This window comes from Acidobacteriota bacterium (genome assembly GCA_030949985.1).
Classification (GTDB): domain Bacteria; phylum Acidobacteriota; class Polarisedimenticolia; order J045; family J045; genus JALTMS01.
The window spans coordinates 50,378-65,459 of record JAUZRX010000001.1 but is presented as its reverse complement, the minus strand read 5'-3'; the positions used below and the strand labels follow the sequence as shown (position 1 = coordinate 65,459).

Here is a 15,082-nt window from a genome sequence, read left to right as displayed (position 1 = left end):
CGTCAGTCCGGGCGCCCTCCGAAACGGGTGATGATCGCCGCCGCGGAAGCGGCTCCCTGCCGCCCGGCCCGGGCAGGGTCCTTCCCGCTGGTGTAGGCGTGAAGGAAGCCCGCGGCGAAGGCGTCTCCGGCCCCGGTGGTGTCGACGACCTGCTCGACCGCCGCCGCGGGCACATCGAAGACCCGGCCCTCGTCGACGATCGTGGCCCCCGCCTCCCCCCGGGTCAGCGCGGCCAGCCGGCAGCCCACGCGCCCGACGGCCTCTTCCACCGTCTCCACCCGGTAGAGCGAACAGATCTCCGCCTCGTTGGCGAAGAGCAGGTCCACGTGCTCGTCCACGAGCTGCCGAAAGGCGTCCCTGTGCCGCTCGACACAGAAGGCATCCGACAAGGACAGCGCCACCTCGCGCCCCGCCCGATGAGCCAGCTCCGCCGCCCGGAAGAACGCCTCCTGGGCCGGCGGCGGATCGAAGAGATAGCCCTCGAGGTAGGTCACCTTCGCGTCGGCCACCAGTTCTGCGTCCACGTCGTCCGGCGTCAGCTCGGCGCTGGCGCCGAGGAAGGTCATCATCGTCCGCTGCGCATCCGGCGTGACGTAGATCAGGCAGCGCGCCGTGGCCGCTCCACCCTCGAGGGGCGCCGTGCGGTACACCGCCCCCGCCCCACGCATGTCTTCGGCGAAAACCCGCCCCGCCGCGTCGTCGGCCACCTTGCCGATGTAGGCCGCCGGTGAGCCGCAGGCCAGCACACCCACGATGGTGTTGGCCGCGGAGCCCCCCGAGCAGAGCACGCTCTCGCCCATCTGCGCCTCGAGTTCGAGCGCTCGCTGCTGGTCGATCAGCTGCATCGATCCCTTGGACAGCTTCCAGCGCTCGAGGTCGGCATCTTCCACCCGGCACAGCACATCGACGATGGCGTTCCCGATTCCCAAGACGTTGATCATCTACAAGCACTCCGTCCGGCCGCCGTCGACAGGCAGGCTGACGCCGGTGATATAGGCCGCCGCCGGCGAGGCCAGGAAGACCACCGCCGCCGCTGTCTCCTCCGGTCGGGCGAAACGCCCCGCCGGGATCTTCTCCATCCACGCCTGGATCTTTTCCGGCGTGTCCACCAGTTCCCGCAGCCGGTCGGTGTCGGTGGCCCCGGGCAGCACGTTGTTGACGGTGATCCCCTGGGACGCCACTTCCGCGGCCAGGGTCTTGGCCCAGGCGGCCACCGCCCCGCGAATCGTATTCGACACGCCCAGCCCGGGGATCGGCTGCCGCACCGAGGTGGAGATGATGTTGATCACCCGTCCATAGCCCTCGGCCGCCATCCCCTCGAGCAGGAGCAGGGTGAGCAGGTGACTGCACACCAGGTGCCGCTCGAAGGCCTGCCGGAACGCCTCGGGCCGGGCCCGGCGGATCTCTCCCGGCGGCGGCCCCCCCGTGTTGTTCAGCAGCACGTGAAAGGGCGGCGCCGACTCCAGGTAGGCCTCCACGGTGCGGCGCACCGACTCGGGCTGGTCGCAGTCGGCCACCAGCAGGTCGTGCCCCTGCCCGGGAAGCTCAGCCAGCACCGCCTCGAGCACCTGCCGCCGCCGCGCCAGCAGCGTCACCCGCGCCCCCGCCTCGGCCAGGGCCACCGCGCAGGCCCGGCCGATGCCCCGACTGCTCCCGCAGACCAGGGCGTTTTTGCCACGAAGCGTATTCATGGGACGCAGTGTATCAGGGACGCACCACCGGCACGTCGTAGCTCGGCGGCACCACCACCAGTTTGTTGACCACCTTGCGCACGCCGTTGATCCCCTCGGTCAGCTCGGTCGCCCGTCGCCGCTCGTAGGGCCGGGGCACGGTCCCCGTCAGGGTCACCACGCCCCCGCGCACCCGGACCGCGATCTCGCCGCGCATGCCCACCAGCTCGCCCCGGCGAAACAGCCCCTGCACCGAGCGCTCGATCCGTGTGTCTTCCGCGTCCGGTGTGCGAATCCGGTCCTCGATGGCCCGCACCCCGGGCACTTCCGCCGCCGCCCGCCGGGCCGCCAGCCGCAGTCTCCCGTCGCGCACCTCGCCTTCGAGCACCACTTTCCCTCCCCGGCGCACGGCCACGCTCAGATCCGCCAGGGAAAGGGCCAGCCGGCGACTGAAGGCCGCCTCGAGACGGCGGGAGAGCAGGCGTTCGTCCACCGCGGGGGTTTTCAGGCGGATTCTGCTGCGTACCGCGGTGACCCCGTGGACACGTCCCGCCGCCTCCAGCGCCGCGTCGACCTGGGCCAGGGTCTCCACCTCCCCTTCCAGCACCACCTCGCCGCCGGAAACCCGCACCTCCAGCCGCTTGCCGATGAGCCGGGGATCGGCCCCCAGGCGCTCACGCACGGCGAAGAGGAGGTCCCGGTCGCCCCCCACCTGGCCCCAGGCCACCGCCCCGGCGACCAGGACCAGCAGGGCCCAAGCAGTCCAGCTTCGATGGGGCATCGGCACGCTCTCCGGGGTCCGTCCAGCCCCCACGGCGAAGCTAGGCCCCCCGGGGCTGGCTTGCCAGCGCGGGCCGGTAAGGGATACTGATGGGCCGGCAGGCACCATGCCGCCGCCCCGGAGCGCGACGCGATGATCTTCGAACAGTTCAAACAGCAGCTTCCCGACCAGGATCCCCAGGAAACCCGGGACTGGATCGAGTCCCTCGACGAAGTCGTCGAGCGGGCGGGGGCCCTGCGGGCCCAGTACCTGCTCTACAAGGTGCTCAAGCGGGCCCGCATGCTCCACGTGGGGCTGCCTCCCACCACCCAGACCCGCTACATCAACACCATCAGCCCCGAACAGGAGCCGCCCTTTCCCGGCGACGAGGCGATGGAGCGGCGCATCCGCCGGCTGATTCGCTGGAACGCCGCCGTGATGGTGACCCGGGCCAACATCCGCTTTCCCGGCCTGGGCGGACACCTCTCCTCCTACGCTTCGTCGGCCAGCCTCTACGAGGTGGGCTTCAACCACTTCTTCCGCGGACGGGGCGACGGGACCCAGGGACGGGGCGACTGCATCTTCTTCCAGGGCCACGCGGCCCCCGGCATTTACGCCCGGGCCTTTCTCGAAGGCCGCATCACCACCGAGCAGCTCGACCACTTCCGCCGCGAGTGCGCCGGCCGGGGCCTGTCCAGCTATCCCCACCCCCGGCTGATGCCGGAGTTCTGGGAGTTCCCCACGGTTTCCATGGGCCTCGGCCCCCTGAACGCGATCTACCTCGCCCGCTTCGACCGCTACCTCGAGTCCCGCGGCCTGGCGCCCGCCAGCAAGCGCCGCGTCTGGGCCTTCCTCGGCGACGGCGAAACCGACGAGCCCGAAGCCCTCGGCGCCCTGACCCTCGCCGCCCGGGAGGGCCTCGACAACCTGACCTTCGTGATCAACTGCAACCTCCAGCGTCTCGACGGTCCCGTCCGGGGCAACGGCAAGATCATCCAGGAGCTGGAGTCGGTGTTCCGCGGGGCGGGCTGGAGCGTGATCAAGGTGCTCTGGGGCCGGGAGTGGGACGAACTGCTGGCTCGCGACGAGGACGGCCTGCTGGTACAGAAGATGAACGAGACCCTCGACGGTGACTGGCAGCGCTACACGGTGGAATCGGGAGCCTACATTCGCGAGCACTTCTTCGGCCCGGACCCGCGCCTGCGCGCCATGGTCGAGCATCTGAGCGACGAGCAACTCGAACGCCTGCGCCGCGGGGGACACGACTACCGCAAGCTCTACGCGGCCTACAAGGCTGCCAGCGAGGCCGAGGGCCGGCCCACCGTGATCCTGGCCCACACGGTCAAGGGCTGGACCCTGGGCGAGGGGGCGGAAGGCCGCAACGTCACCCACCAGATCAAGAAGCTCGGCGGCAAGGAACTGCGGGTCTTCCGCGACCGCCTCGAGTTGCCGATCTCCGACGAGCAACTGGAGGAGGCCCCCTACTACCACCCGGGGCCCGACAGCCCCGAGGTGGAGTACATGCTCGAACGGCGCCAGGCCCTCGGAGGCCTGCTGCCCCGCCGCCCGAAGACCGTCGTGGCCCTCGAGGCCCCACGCAAGACCCTCTTCACCGAGTTCCACAAGGGCACCGGAGACAAGATCGAGGCGTCGACCACCATGGTCTTCGCCCGCCTGCTGCGGGGCCTGCTCAAGGACAAGAAGCTCGGCCCGCGGATCGTGCCCATCGTCCCCGACGAGGCCCGGACCTTCGGCATGGACCCCCTCTTCTCCGAGTTTCAGATCTACTCCCCCCTGGGCCAGCGCTACACGCCCGTGGACGCGGAGTTCCTGATCTCCTACAAGGAGAGCCGCACGGGCCAGATCCTCGAAGAAGGCATCACCGAGGCCGGGGCCATGGCCTCGATGACCGCCGCCGGCACCGCCCACCACACCAGCGGCGTGCCGATGATTCCTTTTTTCATCCTCTACTCCATGTTCGGCTTCCAGCGCATCGCCGACCTGATCTGGTCGTTCGCCGACTCCGGGGGACGGGGCTTCCTGCTCGGCGCCACCGCGGGACGTACCACCCTCAACGGGGAGGGCCTCCAGCATCAGGACGGTCACTCGCTGCTGATGGCGGCCACCAATCCGGCCTGCGTGGCCTGGGATCCCGCCTTTGCCTTCGAGGTGGCCCTGATCATCGAGGACGGCCTGCGGCGGATGTACAGGGAAGACGAGGAGATCTTCTACTACATCACTCTCTACAACGAGAACTACCCGCAGCCCGCCCTGCCCTCCAGGCAGGCCGCCGAGGGCGTGCTCAAGGGCCTGTACCTCTACCGGCCCGCGACCGGCAAGAAGAAGCGCGGGGCGAAGAAGCCGCCGCTCCGGGTCCAGCTGATCGGCTCGGGCCCGATCCTGCTCGAGGTGCTGCGCGCCGCGGAACTGCTCGAACAGCGCTTCGGCGTGCAGGCCGACGTCTGGTCCGCCACGAGTTGGAACGAGCTACGCCGGGAGGCCCTGGCGGTCGAGCGGTGGAACCGCCTGCACCCGGACCAGCCGCCCCGCAGCAGCCATGTCGAGCGCTGCGCGGCGACCATGGAAGGCCCGGTGGTGGCAGCCAGTGACTTCATCAAGGCGGTCCCCGAACAGGTGGCGCGCTGGATGCCCCGCGAGTTCACCGTGCTGGGCACCGACGGCTTCGGCCGCTCCGACACCCGGTCCGCCCTGCGACGCTTCTTCGAGGTGGATGCCGAGCACATCGCCGCCGCCGCTCTCAGCAGCCTGGCTCGCTCGGGCGGGATGGAAGCCGCCGCAGCGGCCGAGGCCCTGGCCCGGCTCGACCTCGACCCCGACGCTCCCGACCCCGCGGCGACCCAGCCGCCCCCGGGCGGCTAGCAGGCCTTCGAACGCGTCTTTTCGGTGCCGGAAGCGTCCCCGGCGGGCCGCTACCGATCGAGCACGTCGGCGATGGCGCCGAGCAGTTCGAGGCGGTCGATGGGCTTGGCGAAGGCGTAGCGGGCTCCGAGGTTGCGGGCCACGGTGAGGTAGTCGAGCCCACCGGCCGTACCACCACCGGAGATCGCGATCACGGGCAGGTCGGGATAGTCCTTCCTGAGTTCCATGATCGTCTCGATGCCTTCCTTTTCGGGCATCAGAATGTCGGTGATCACCAGGTCGAACCCCTGGCTGCGCTGGGCGCGCAGACCGAACTCTCCGTTGGCTACATCCACCACTTCGTACCCGGCGCGCTCGGTCATCTCACGTAGCATACGCCGGGTGCGCTCGTCATCCTCGATCAACAGGATTCTCGGCATCCAGGCACCCCTCAGCGGCGCAAGACGTGATCTGCGTGCAAGCCGACAGTACGGTCTGCTCATTCGTCGTGCGGCTCAGGAGAGTATCACCTGGCCCCGCCGCTGTCCCGCCCGGTGCCGGCGAAACCCCTGGCCCGATCGATCGCCTCTCGCAATTCGCGTATGCCCAGAGGCTTGAGCAGAAGGAACGGAAACGCCTCCGCATCCACCGACCCGGCGTTCCCGTGCCCTGTGCAGAGAATGACCGGCAGCTCCGGCCGCAGCCGCCGCATGGCGGTCGCCAACTCGCATCCCCCCATCGGCCGCATCACCAGGTCGGCGATCAGCAGGTCGTAGCCGTGGGGCTTTGCCTCGAAGCGCCGGAGGGCCGCGAGCGGATCGGTCGCGGCCACCACATCGAAGCCTAACTCGTGAAAAACGCGGGAGATCATGGAGACCAGGGCCGGGTCGTCGTCGACGAAGAGGATCCGCCCCTCGCCCCGCGGAATCGGGCCCGCGGCAGCCTGCTCTTCGGCCTTGATCCCACTCGTGGCGGGAACGTGCACCGTGAAGGTGGCCCCTTCGCCCGGCCGGCTCTCCACCGTCACGGCCCCGCCCAGCCGGGTGACGATGCCGTGCACGACGCTCAGCCCCATCCCCGTACCCTCCCCCGGCGCGCGCGTGGTGAAGAAGGGCTCGAAAATCCGTTCCCGCAGGGAAGGGTCGATACCGGGCCCGGTATCTCTCACCTGCAGCCGCAGGTACGGCCCCGACTCGATGTCCTTAAAGGTCCGATCGTCACCGATCTCCACCGCCTGCAGGTCGATTTCCAGGCGGCCCCCGGTGCTGCCCATGGCATGGACCGCGTTGGTGCCGAGATGCAGGATCAGTTGATGCAGGTCGGCGGGGTCCGCGAACACGCGGAGGTCGCCGTCGTCCACTCTCGCAACGCATTCGACCTGGGCCGGCAGGCCGGCCCGCAACAGCTTGACCGTTTCCTTGACCACCGGCCCCACCTGCAGGGCGACGCGCTCGCCGCTCGAGCCCCGGGCGAAGACCAGCAGCTGCTGCACCAGGTCCCGGGCGCGGCGGGCCGATTCCAACACTTCTTCGAGATCGGCGCGCACCCTGCTTTCCGCCGGCACCTGTTCGAGAGCCATCTCGGTATAGCCCGTCATGACGAACAGGGCGTTGTTGAAATCGTGGGCGATACCGCCGGCCAGGGTGCCCACGGCTTCGAGGCGCTCGACGCGGTTGAGGTGCACCTCCAGCTCGCGCCGCCGAGCTTCCGCGACGCGCGCCCGGCGGCTCCATCGAACGACCAGCCAGACCGCTCCCAGCCCGCCGACGAGCAGCACCAGGTGACTCATCACATCGGCTACCCACCCCAGGGCCAGGACTCGAGCGAGATAGGTATGCGCCGCACCGAGTGCCAGGGTGAAGACCACCCAACCCGCGATCACCCAGGTGGCGAACTGTCGCTCCCCCTCACGGTTCATGGAGCGGGTTCCCCGCTCGCGCCCTCATCCGCCGTGGCGCCCCCGCAACTGCTGCCGGCGCCTGCCGTGCAGCCGAAGCAGTGGGGGGCGAAACGAATGCGGCGTGCAAGCAGGGCCTCGGCGTCGAAGTCGAAAATGGTCTCCGGGGCTCCCGGGTTCAGCCCCATGGCCAGCATCTGGTTGAAGTCGCAATCGTAGAGCCGTCCCCGGTGGTCGACGCTGATCATGAAACGGCACATCACCCCCTCGGCGGCGGCGGCGTTGAAGCTCCCGACCAGCTTCTCCATGTACCCCTCGTAGGCGCCCCGATGCTCGAGCTGTCGGCGGAAGCGGTGGATCGGCATGTTGGTCATGGTGAACAGGTGATTGAACTCCAGTCCCAGCCTCTCCCGCAACGCCCGACGAAAATCCGCTTCCAGGATGTGCTGGGGCGGAGGCAAGTAGGCGCCGGCGGGATTGTAGACCAGGTTGAGCGTCAGCCCGCTCTCCGGCAGGCCGTAGCCCTCGGCGTTGAGTCGCCGCATCGACTCCACGCTCTTGTCGAACACGCCCCGACCCCGCTGCCGGTCGGTGAGAAAGGCCTGGTAGTACGGCAGCGATGAAACCACCTCGACTCGCTGTTCGGCGAAGAAGCCCGGCAGGTACTCCTTGCTCTCTCCGGTGACGGGATTCCCGTCGAGGGTCACGGTGAGATTGTGACGCACCATCACGTGGCGCCCCATGGCCCGGGCCCGACGGACGATTTCGTCGAAATCCGGATGAAGTTCCGGAGCGCCGCCGGTGATGTCCAGGTGACGGATTTCCGGGTTCCGCTCGAGCACCGCCAGGCACTGCTCCCAGGTACGGCGAGGCATCATTTCCCTGCGCTGTGGCGAGGCGTCCACGTGGCAATGACGGCAGGCCTGGTTGCACAGGCGGGTGATGTTGATCTGCAGGGTCTCGAGGCTTACCGGCTCGAGGCCCAGGCGCCGTGCCGCCAACTCGCCACGAAAGTCGAACGAGGCGCCGGCGGCGCCGGAATCGCCCTTCTCCATGTGCATAGTGCGCTCCTGGCAGCCCGTTGAAGAAGTCTCACCACTTCCACGCGAGGGGTCGCGGGCAACGCTACCAGCCTACCGCGCCCGGCCCCGTAAAACCTTCGTCACGCGAACCCATCGGGGCGCCGTCGGGCTTGACAGCCCCGCCGGCAGGCCGTATCCCTGGGTCCACGCACGGGTCACCGGCGGGCGGATCGCCCGATCCTAATCGAATCACGGGGGTGGACTGAAGTGGAGAGATGAAGATGCGAGCAGGCATCTCGATGGGGTTGTTCTGTTGTGCGCTGCTGTTCCCCCTGAGCCTGGGCCAGTCGGTTTTCGTCGACCGGGAGCAAACCGTGGCCATCGACCCCTCGCGGGGCGTCGACAGCCTGGTGGACTACGCCGCGCTGGTGCGCTTCGGCCCGTGGGACGATCGAAACTACGCATTGACCCGCGGTGATATCGCGGTTCTCGCCGCCAACGAGGCCGAACTGCGCATGCCGATTCCCGCCTTCTTCCGCGTCGAGCTTCGGCAGTCGATCGAGGCCATGGGGCGGCGCAGCGACGTACGCTATCCCTTGTACGCGCTCAACGTCTTCCGCCAGCACTTCGGCGGCTACCTGGTCGACGGTGTCTACTACCGGGAAGCCAGCCGCGATCGAGACCGCTACTACGTCGACCTCTCCCGGCCCGCGCCCTCGGCCCCCCGGGCCGGCACCGATGCGGCCCTCGGCGAGTCTCGAGTGACCAACCCCGAGGGCGCGGCGGAGTCCGCCATCGCCATCAACCCCGTCGACACATCCAGGGTGATCGCCGGCTCGAACGGACCCGACGGCGGCCAGAAGATGCACTACTCCACCGACGGCGGCGCCACCTGGACCCAGACGACACTGCCCCTGGGCGGAACCTGCTGCGATCCCAGCGTGGAATGGTCGTCGGACGGCCAGTACGCCTACACCACCACCCTCGGCTGTTTCATCATCTTCTGCGACATCTGGTTCTACCGCTCCGACGACGGCGGCGTGACCTGGACCGGGCTGGAGAACGAAACCCCCGGCGACCCGCGACGGGAGGTAGCCAGCGCCGATCGGGAGTTTCTCCACGTGGACCTCTCGCCCACCTCGCCCTACCAGGACAACATCTACATCACCTACCACAACGGCAACGTGATGCGCTTCGCCCGCTCGACCGATTTCGGCAACACCTTCACCACCAAGACCTTTTCCAACGCGTCGGAAGATATGGGCATCGCCGGCGACATCGCCACCGATCGCGCCGGCAACATCTACTACGTCTGGCCCTCCTTCAACAGCCGCACGATTCGGCTGCTGAAGTCCACCGACGGCGGTGACACCTTCGGTCCCGTCTCGGTGATCGCCGACACCAACGCGTCGTTCTCCTACCCGATTCCGGCCATGGAAAGCCGGGAGGTGGCGGTCTACGTCTCCGCCGCGGCGGACCTCAGCGACGGGCCCTACGCCGACAGCATCTACCTCTCCTGGGCCGACGCCACCAGCCCTCCCACCGGTGATCCGGCGAGCAACCACTCGCACATCCAGGTGGCCTACACCCACGACGGGGGCGCCACCTGGACCCTGACGACACCCCACGAGACCGACGACGCGCTGACCGTGGACCGGTGGCAGTCGTTCCTCGCGGTAGGCCCCGACGGCACCGTGCACCTGGTCTTTCACGACACCCGGCGTTCGGCCGACCGCTCCGGGTCGGACATCTTCTACACCTACTCCACGGACGGGGCTCAGACCTGGTCCGCGCCCAGCCGGGTCACGTCCGAGATCTCGCCCAACATCGCCGACAGTTTCGAATATGGTGACTACAACGGCCTGAGCATGGTGATGAACGACCTGATGGCGATCTACACCGACAACCGCAACGAATCCGGCGGCGGCGGCGACTCCGTCGATGTGTACTCCGCGGGGATCGAGCCCGGCACGGCACCGAGTTCAGGGGCGGGCCGCATTCCCGGCGCCAAGGACGTCACCGGCACCCCCTTGACCGTCACCAAGGTCGGCGGCGGGGATCTGCAACTCGACTGGTCGGTGGTGTGCGGCGCCGGCAGCGACTACGCGGTCTACGAGGGGCTGCTCTCCGACCCCGAGAGCAAGCAGCAGCGCCAGTGCTCCACCGGGGGGGCCACCAGCACCACCCTGACGCCCTCCACCGGACAGCGCTTCTACCTGGTCGTCGCCCAGGGCGACGGCGCCGAGGGCTCCTACGGGCAGGCCAGCGACGGCAGCGAGCGGACGCCCGCGACCGACGCCTGCCTGCCCCAGACCATCAGTTCTTGCCCGTAGACGCAGGGGGCCGACCGTCCCGCGCCGCCACCACCTCGATGCGCACGGGCACCAGGATCCGGGGCAACGTCGCCTGGTTGGTGTGCACCACCAGCCGGCCGGCGTAGATCCCGGGGCGCAGGGCGCTGGTGTCGATCCTGATCTCCAGCCGCTGCACGGGACGGGGGCGGTCGGTGGTCACGGAAGCCGAAAGCCCCGCGAGATTGCCGGTGACGTCGATGCTCGTGGCGCGGAACGGTTTGCGCCGGGTATTGCGCAGGGTGATGCCGCGGAGCAGCGGCGGGTCGCCGGCCTGAACCCGGATGTTCAGCCGCGCGGGCTGCGCCTGGATGGCCGGGGTGACCCGAATGCGAATCGGCAGCGACATCTCCGGCCGCTCGGGGTGGTTGGTGACCACGCGCAGGGTGCCCACCTCGCTGCGCGCCTCGCTGCTGTCGGCCAGCCGGATCTTCACCCGCCAGTCCCCGACCACCGCCCGGGCCCGCTGACCGGGGGGATCGCCGCCGACCTCGGTGACCTTCTCGGCCTCCACGACGAGGCCCGTGCGGCTGGGCGTGATCTCCTGCAGCTCGAGCGGTTGACCGTCGGGACGGTGGAAGAGCAGGTTCATTTCGATCTCGGCCCCCGCCGTACCGTAGAGGTTGATCGAGGGCTGGGGGTAGACCTCCACCGGCGCCTGGGCCAGAAAACTCACCGAAAGACGCAGGCGGCGATGCCGGGGATCGTTGGTCTCCACCTCGACCGTCTTGGTCCGTCGCCCCTGGATGCCCGCGGTTCTGATCCTGGTGACGATGCGTCCCGACCCACCGGGCGGGATCACCGAGTCGAACTCGGCAACGGAGCAGCCTCAGCTGGGTTTGGCCTTGAGAATGCGCAGTTCGGCCTGGCCCTTGTTCTGCACGACGAACTCCGCGGTGACCTCTTCACCCTCCGGGACCACGCCCAGGTCGATCGTCTCCGAGTCCACGGCGAAGAGGGGAACGGCCGCCGGGGCATCCTCGGCCATCACCATCGTCGCCGGCAGGAGGGCCGCCAGGACCAGGGCCCCGAAGCGTTGACATCGCGACATGCCTGTTCTTCCTTTCGTGGGTGCCGCCGGGCATTGTACGGCGAGATCCGCGCCGGGGCAGAAAAAGCCCGGCGCCGTCCCGAATCAGCGCCGCAGGGCGGGATCCACCATCACCTGGATGAAGCGATCGAGCAGATCCGCGTCGAACTTGCCCACCATCTCCCGTTTCATCCGCCACAGGGCCTGGAAGCCCGAATAGGCCGGGCGATTGGTGTAACCGGAGGTCAGCGAGTCGAAGGTGTCGGCGATCGCCACCATGCGGGCCGCCAGGGAAATCTGCTCTCTGTGCAAACCCCGGGGATAGCCCGAACCATCGCAGCGTTCGTGGTGGTTGGCACAGACGTCCAGGCAGAGCGGGTCGTCCCATCCGGCTTCCCGCAGCATGGTCACTCCCCGCTCCGGGTGACTCATCACCTCGGCCCACTCCAGGTCCGTCAGGCCGCTGTCCCGATGGAGCAACTCGCCGGGCGTATCCCCCTTGCCCACGTCGTGAAGCAGCGCCGCCCGCCCCAGGGAAGCCAGCTCCTGCACGTCTTCGGTGCCGATGGCCCGGGCGAACTCGGTGACGTAGAACGAGGTATTGGCCAGGTGGCCGGCTACTTCGAAGTCGATCCCGAAGCGGGACACCAGCCGTGAGTAGGCCTCCGGCTCGGCCAGCAACAGGCGCGCCCCCGCCTCCGCGACGCGCTGGACCCGCTGGTGGAGCCCGGGAGACGCCAGGTCCGACAACACCGCTTCGACCACCATCCGGGAAACGCCGAGCAGGGTGCTGCAGCGGGATTCGAGGGGCAAGCCGGCGTCCAGGACCAGCTCGGTGAGGCGCAGTTCCTCTTCGCTGACCTCGGGCGCGGAGGGCTTGGCCGGCTGGGGCGCGGTCTGGCCCTGCTCGGCGCAGTACTGCTGGTAGGCCTCCGCCTGGTCGGCCGGGACCAGCAGTTCGTGGACCCCGCTCTCCAGCAGGCGCTGACGCACCTCCCCGGTGAACTCCATGTCCCGAGCCCGGTAGAGCACAGGCTCGGTCCCCTCGTGCTGAATGAACAGGTCGAAACTGAGCACCGTCTCGGCCCGTAGATGCTCGATGGGCACAAGGATGTATTGGGCGGTATCTGCCGCTGCCGGCATAGCAAGGGGCCTCCGGCCATGCGCCGCGCACGGCCCTCCACCCGCTCTTCGGCCCAACCCCTCGCGGCTTGACCCCCCCCAGCCCACCGTGGAGCGAAGAATGGACTTCCCGATATGGGCGATCAAACAGCGAAATCGCGCGCGCCGACGGCGGCCAGCATAAGCGCAGCGCCGGATCACCCTCCCCGAATGCGCGGCCTCCACCGCGTCCCGGTCGGCCGCGCGCCCCACCTGCCCCCATCCCCTTCCAGGCCCGCGCCCCCCAGGAGCCCTCGAGCCCCTCGCCTAGGCGGCGACCCGCGACCTTCCGGCGGTCACCGCCCGCTCCCGCGGTTTCAGCCCCCCCGCCAAGAGAGCTCCAAAGAACAACATTCTCCGCTCCACGGTGGTTGACAGGCCCCGTGGTTGAGATAAAGTCTCAAACGTTATGCATGATCATTCAACCGCAGCCGCCATGGAAACCTTTCAGGCCCTTTGCCGTGCCCGGGGCATTCCCCTGACCATCCAGAGGCGGCGCACTTACATGGCGATCCTCCCCCGTACCGACCACCCCACCGCCGACCAGGTCCACGCCACCGTGAACCAGGAGCTGCCCGGCATCTCCCGCATGACCGTCTACCGGATTCTCGAACTCCTGGTGGACATGGGCCTGGTGCGGAAGATCTGCTCTCCTGACGCGGCCGCCCGCTACGACCCCAACACGAGGGTCCACCACCACCTGGTCTGCCTGCGCTGCCACAAGCTGATCGACATCGCATGCCCCCGGTTAAACACCATCGAGGCGCCGCCGGACGCCGCCGAACTGGGCTTCGAGGTCAGCGACTATTTCGTGCAGTTCAGGGGAGTCTGCCGGGATTGTCGGGATGCGCCCCGCGTCGCCGATCGGCGGAGGCGGGGTCGGGCGGGAGCAGGGTCACCCACCAAGCAAGGAGACATGTCATGAAGACCAGGTTCAAGTTCCCGATGCCGGCCGCGCTGATCCTCGGCGCCGGCCTGCTGCTCACGACCCCCCTGGCCATCAGCGGCGACCAGGCGCCGGCGACGAGCTACGCCCCGGTGGTCATGCAGGAAAGCCTCGAAGCCACCATGGCCCGCATGAAGGCCGACAAGTCTTCGGTGATGGCCCGCCAGGCCGAACTCCTCGCCCAGCGCTACGATCTGGCCGATCGGCCCGCGGAGGGCGTCACCATGTCCCGGGGCAAGCCGCTCCAGGGCGGAGTCCGGGTGCGCCTGCCCGAAGGTCTGACATGGGAAGAGCTGGCCGCGATGAGCCCCGCGGAGATCCGCGCGAAAAACCTCTTCCCGGCCGGCTTCCTGCCCCTGCCCCACCCCCACCACGCGGAAGGCGGCATGGTCTTCCCCCGCTATCACATCGACGAGATTCGCCGCCAGACCGGCGTGGACCTGGCGCGCTTCGACCTGGACTACGACCTGCCGGACCACTTCCTCCCGGAGTATCCGCCGGCGATCTACCTCACCACGCGCACCGACCTGGGTGACGTCTCCCAGGGCAAGGTCGTGACCCTCGACAACTACTTCGCGCTGTTCAACGGCATCCTCAACCCCAAGCAGCTCGAGGGCCTCCGCCTGCTGGTCACCCCCTTCCCCCAGCAGCAGTTCAACGCCACCGACGATCGCCGCAGTGAGCGGCCGAGCCGGGGCGTGACATGCTTCGATTGCCACGTCAACGGCCACACCAACGCCGCCACCCACCTGGTGGGCGACATCCGCCCCCAGGAGTTCCGTCACCGCATCGACACCCCGACCCTGCGCGGCGTCAACGTGCAGCGCCTGTTCGGCTCCCAGCGTGCCCTGAAGACCGTCGAGGACTTCACCGAGTTCGAGCAGCGGGCGGCTTACTTCGACGGCGACCCCGTTATCGCCACCAAGAAGGGGGTCAACATTCTCGAGCGAGCCAGCCAGGTGCACTTCATGGCCGAATTCGAAGCCCTGCTCGACTTCCCGCCCGCCCCCAAACTCGACATCTACGGCAAGCTCGATCCCGAGCAGGCCACCGCCGAAGAACTCGCCGGGCAGAGCCTCTTTTTCGGCAAGGCGCGCTGTTCCTCCTGCCACACGCCCCCCTACTACACCGACAACCTGATGCATAATCTGAAGACCGAGCGTTTCTTCGAACCGCAGATGATCAACGGCCTGAAAGCCGTGGGCGACGGCCCGATCAAGACCTTCCCCCTGCGGGGCATCAAGGACTCGCCGCCCTACCTGCACGACGGCCGGTTGCTGACGCTCGAAGACACGGTGGAATTCTTCAACCTGATCCAGGGCCTCGAGCTGAGCCCCGACGAGAAGGCGGCCCTGGTGGCATTCATGAAAGCGCTGTAACCCCCCC

Annotated in this window: 13 protein-coding genes; 4 read left to right on the top strand and 9 right to left on the bottom strand. The window is 68.6% G+C overall.

Features of this window, described 5'->3' with window-relative positions; all coding sequences use genetic code 11:
* Positions 1–2: 2 nt before the first annotated feature.
* The 3 genes from Q9Q40_00295 to Q9Q40_00285 are packed head-to-tail and all read right to left on the bottom strand — an operon-like array spanning position 3 to position 2,451.
* Positions 3–941: an adenosine kinase gene (locus Q9Q40_00295; protein MDQ7005653.1), complete on the bottom strand. Its 939-nt coding sequence runs from the start codon at positions 939–941 to the stop codon at positions 3–5.
* Positions 942–1,691 (bottom strand): SDR family oxidoreductase, encoded by a 750-nt coding sequence (locus Q9Q40_00290; GenBank protein MDQ7005652.1) that lies wholly within the window; start codon positions 1,689–1,691, stop codon positions 942–944.
* Between the two features lie 13 nt (positions 1,692–1,704).
* A complete protein-coding gene (locus tag Q9Q40_00285) occupies positions 1,705–2,451 on the bottom strand; it encodes a BON domain-containing protein (protein ID MDQ7005651.1) in 747 nt (248 codons plus the stop codon).
* 132 nt (positions 2,452–2,583) lie between these two features.
* Between Q9Q40_00285 and aceE the strand changes: the two genes are divergently transcribed.
* On the top strand, positions 2,584–5,310 hold the full coding sequence (gene aceE, locus Q9Q40_00280; GenBank protein MDQ7005650.1) for a pyruvate dehydrogenase (acetyl-transferring), homodimeric type: 2,727 nt from the start codon (positions 2,584–2,586) through the stop codon (positions 5,308–5,310).
* A 50-nt stretch (positions 5,311–5,360) separates the two neighbouring features.
* Here aceE and Q9Q40_00275 read toward each other — a convergent pair whose 3' ends face one another.
* The 3 genes from Q9Q40_00275 to arsS form a co-directional block, all read right to left on the bottom strand.
* Positions 5,361–5,729 (bottom strand): response regulator, encoded by a 369-nt coding sequence (locus Q9Q40_00275; protein MDQ7005649.1) that lies wholly within the window; start codon positions 5,727–5,729, stop codon positions 5,361–5,363.
* A gap of 86 nt (positions 5,730–5,815) precedes the next feature.
* Positions 5,816–7,207, bottom strand: a complete 1,392-nt coding sequence (locus Q9Q40_00270) for an ATP-binding protein (protein MDQ7005648.1) — start codon at positions 7,205–7,207, stop codon at positions 5,816–5,818.
* Positions 7,204–8,241: an arsenosugar biosynthesis radical SAM protein ArsS gene (gene arsS / locus Q9Q40_00265; protein MDQ7005647.1), complete on the bottom strand. Its 1,038-nt coding sequence runs from the start codon at positions 8,239–8,241 to the stop codon at positions 7,204–7,206. Before arsS ends, Q9Q40_00270 begins: the two co-directional genes overlap by 4 nt.
* A 248-nt stretch (positions 8,242–8,489) precedes the next feature.
* On the opposite strand from arsS, the gene Q9Q40_00260 reads away from it, so the two are divergent.
* A complete protein-coding gene (locus Q9Q40_00260) occupies positions 8,490–10,541 on the top strand; it encodes a sialidase family protein (GenBank protein MDQ7005646.1) in 2,052 nt (683 codons plus the stop codon).
* On the opposite strand, the gene Q9Q40_00255 is transcribed toward Q9Q40_00260, so the two are convergent.
* From Q9Q40_00255 to Q9Q40_00245, 3 genes are all read right to left on the bottom strand, one after another.
* Entirely contained in the window at positions 10,525–11,361 is an 837-nt protein-coding gene (locus tag Q9Q40_00255; protein MDQ7005645.1) for a hypothetical protein, read from the bottom strand. The two genes, Q9Q40_00260 and Q9Q40_00255, sit on opposite strands and share 17 nt — an antisense overlap.
* 27 nt (positions 11,362–11,388) lie before the next feature.
* Positions 11,389–11,610, bottom strand: coding sequence for a DUF1573 domain-containing protein (locus tag Q9Q40_00250; protein MDQ7005644.1), 222 nt, complete (start codon positions 11,608–11,610; stop codon positions 11,389–11,391).
* Between the two features lie 84 nt (positions 11,611–11,694).
* On the bottom strand, positions 11,695–12,732 hold the full coding sequence (locus Q9Q40_00245) for an HD domain-containing phosphohydrolase (protein MDQ7005643.1): 1,038 nt from the start codon (positions 12,730–12,732) through the stop codon (positions 11,695–11,697).
* Positions 12,733–13,186: 454 nt separating this feature from the next.
* Here Q9Q40_00245 and Q9Q40_00240 point away from each other — a divergent pair, with 454 nt between their 5' ends.
* Both Q9Q40_00240 and Q9Q40_00235 read left to right on the top strand, forming a co-directional pair.
* Positions 13,187–13,675 carry a transcriptional repressor gene (locus Q9Q40_00240; protein ID MDQ7005642.1) on the top strand — a complete coding sequence of 163 codons (489 nt, stop codon included), beginning with the start codon at positions 13,187–13,189 and terminating at the stop codon, positions 13,673–13,675.
* 20 nt (positions 13,676–13,695) lie between these two features.
* The gene (locus tag Q9Q40_00235) at positions 13,696–15,075 is read left to right on the top strand and encodes a cytochrome B6 (protein MDQ7005641.1); all 1,380 of its coding nucleotides are present in this window, start codon (positions 13,696–13,698) and stop codon (positions 15,073–15,075) included.
* Positions 15,076–15,082: the final 7 nt, after the last annotated feature.

Excerpts from the sequence above, each read along its gene's own strand:
- Q9Q40_00260 (MDQ7005646.1), top strand. The coding sequence starts at position 8,490 with ATGCGAGCAGGCATCTCGATGGGGTTGTTCTGTTGTGCGCTGCTGTTC.
- Q9Q40_00240 (MDQ7005642.1), top strand. The coding sequence starts at position 13,187 with ATGGAAACCTTTCAGGCCCTTTGCCGTGCCCGGGGCATTCCCCTGACC.
- Q9Q40_00275 (MDQ7005649.1), bottom strand. The coding sequence starts at position 5,729 with ATGCCGAGAATCCTGTTGATCGAGGATGACGAGCGCACCCGGCGTATG.
- Q9Q40_00290 (MDQ7005652.1), bottom strand. The coding sequence starts at position 1,691 with ATGAATACGCTTCGTGGCAAAAACGCCCTGGTCTGCGGGAGCAGTCGG.
- Q9Q40_00295 (MDQ7005653.1), bottom strand. The coding sequence starts at position 941 with ATGATCAACGTCTTGGGAATCGGGAACGCCATCGTCGATGTGCTGTGC.
- Q9Q40_00285 (MDQ7005651.1), bottom strand. The coding sequence starts at position 2,451 with ATGCCCCATCGAAGCTGGACTGCTTGGGCCCTGCTGGTCCTGGTCGCC.
- Q9Q40_00270 (MDQ7005648.1), bottom strand. The coding sequence starts at position 7,207 with ATGAACCGTGAGGGGGAGCGACAGTTCGCCACCTGGGTGATCGCGGGT.
- aceE (MDQ7005650.1), top strand. The coding sequence starts at position 2,584 with ATGATCTTCGAACAGTTCAAACAGCAGCTTCCCGACCAGGATCCCCAG.
- Q9Q40_00235 (MDQ7005641.1), top strand. The coding sequence starts at position 13,696 with ATGCCGGCCGCGCTGATCCTCGGCGCCGGCCTGCTGCTCACGACCCCC.
- Q9Q40_00250 (MDQ7005644.1), bottom strand. The coding sequence starts at position 11,610 with ATGTCGCGATGTCAACGCTTCGGGGCCCTGGTCCTGGCGGCCCTCCTG.
- arsS (MDQ7005647.1), bottom strand. The coding sequence starts at position 8,241 with ATGGAGAAGGGCGATTCCGGCGCCGCCGGCGCCTCGTTCGACTTTCGT.
- Q9Q40_00245 (MDQ7005643.1), bottom strand. The coding sequence starts at position 12,732 with ATGCCGGCAGCGGCAGATACCGCCCAATACATCCTTGTGCCCATCGAG.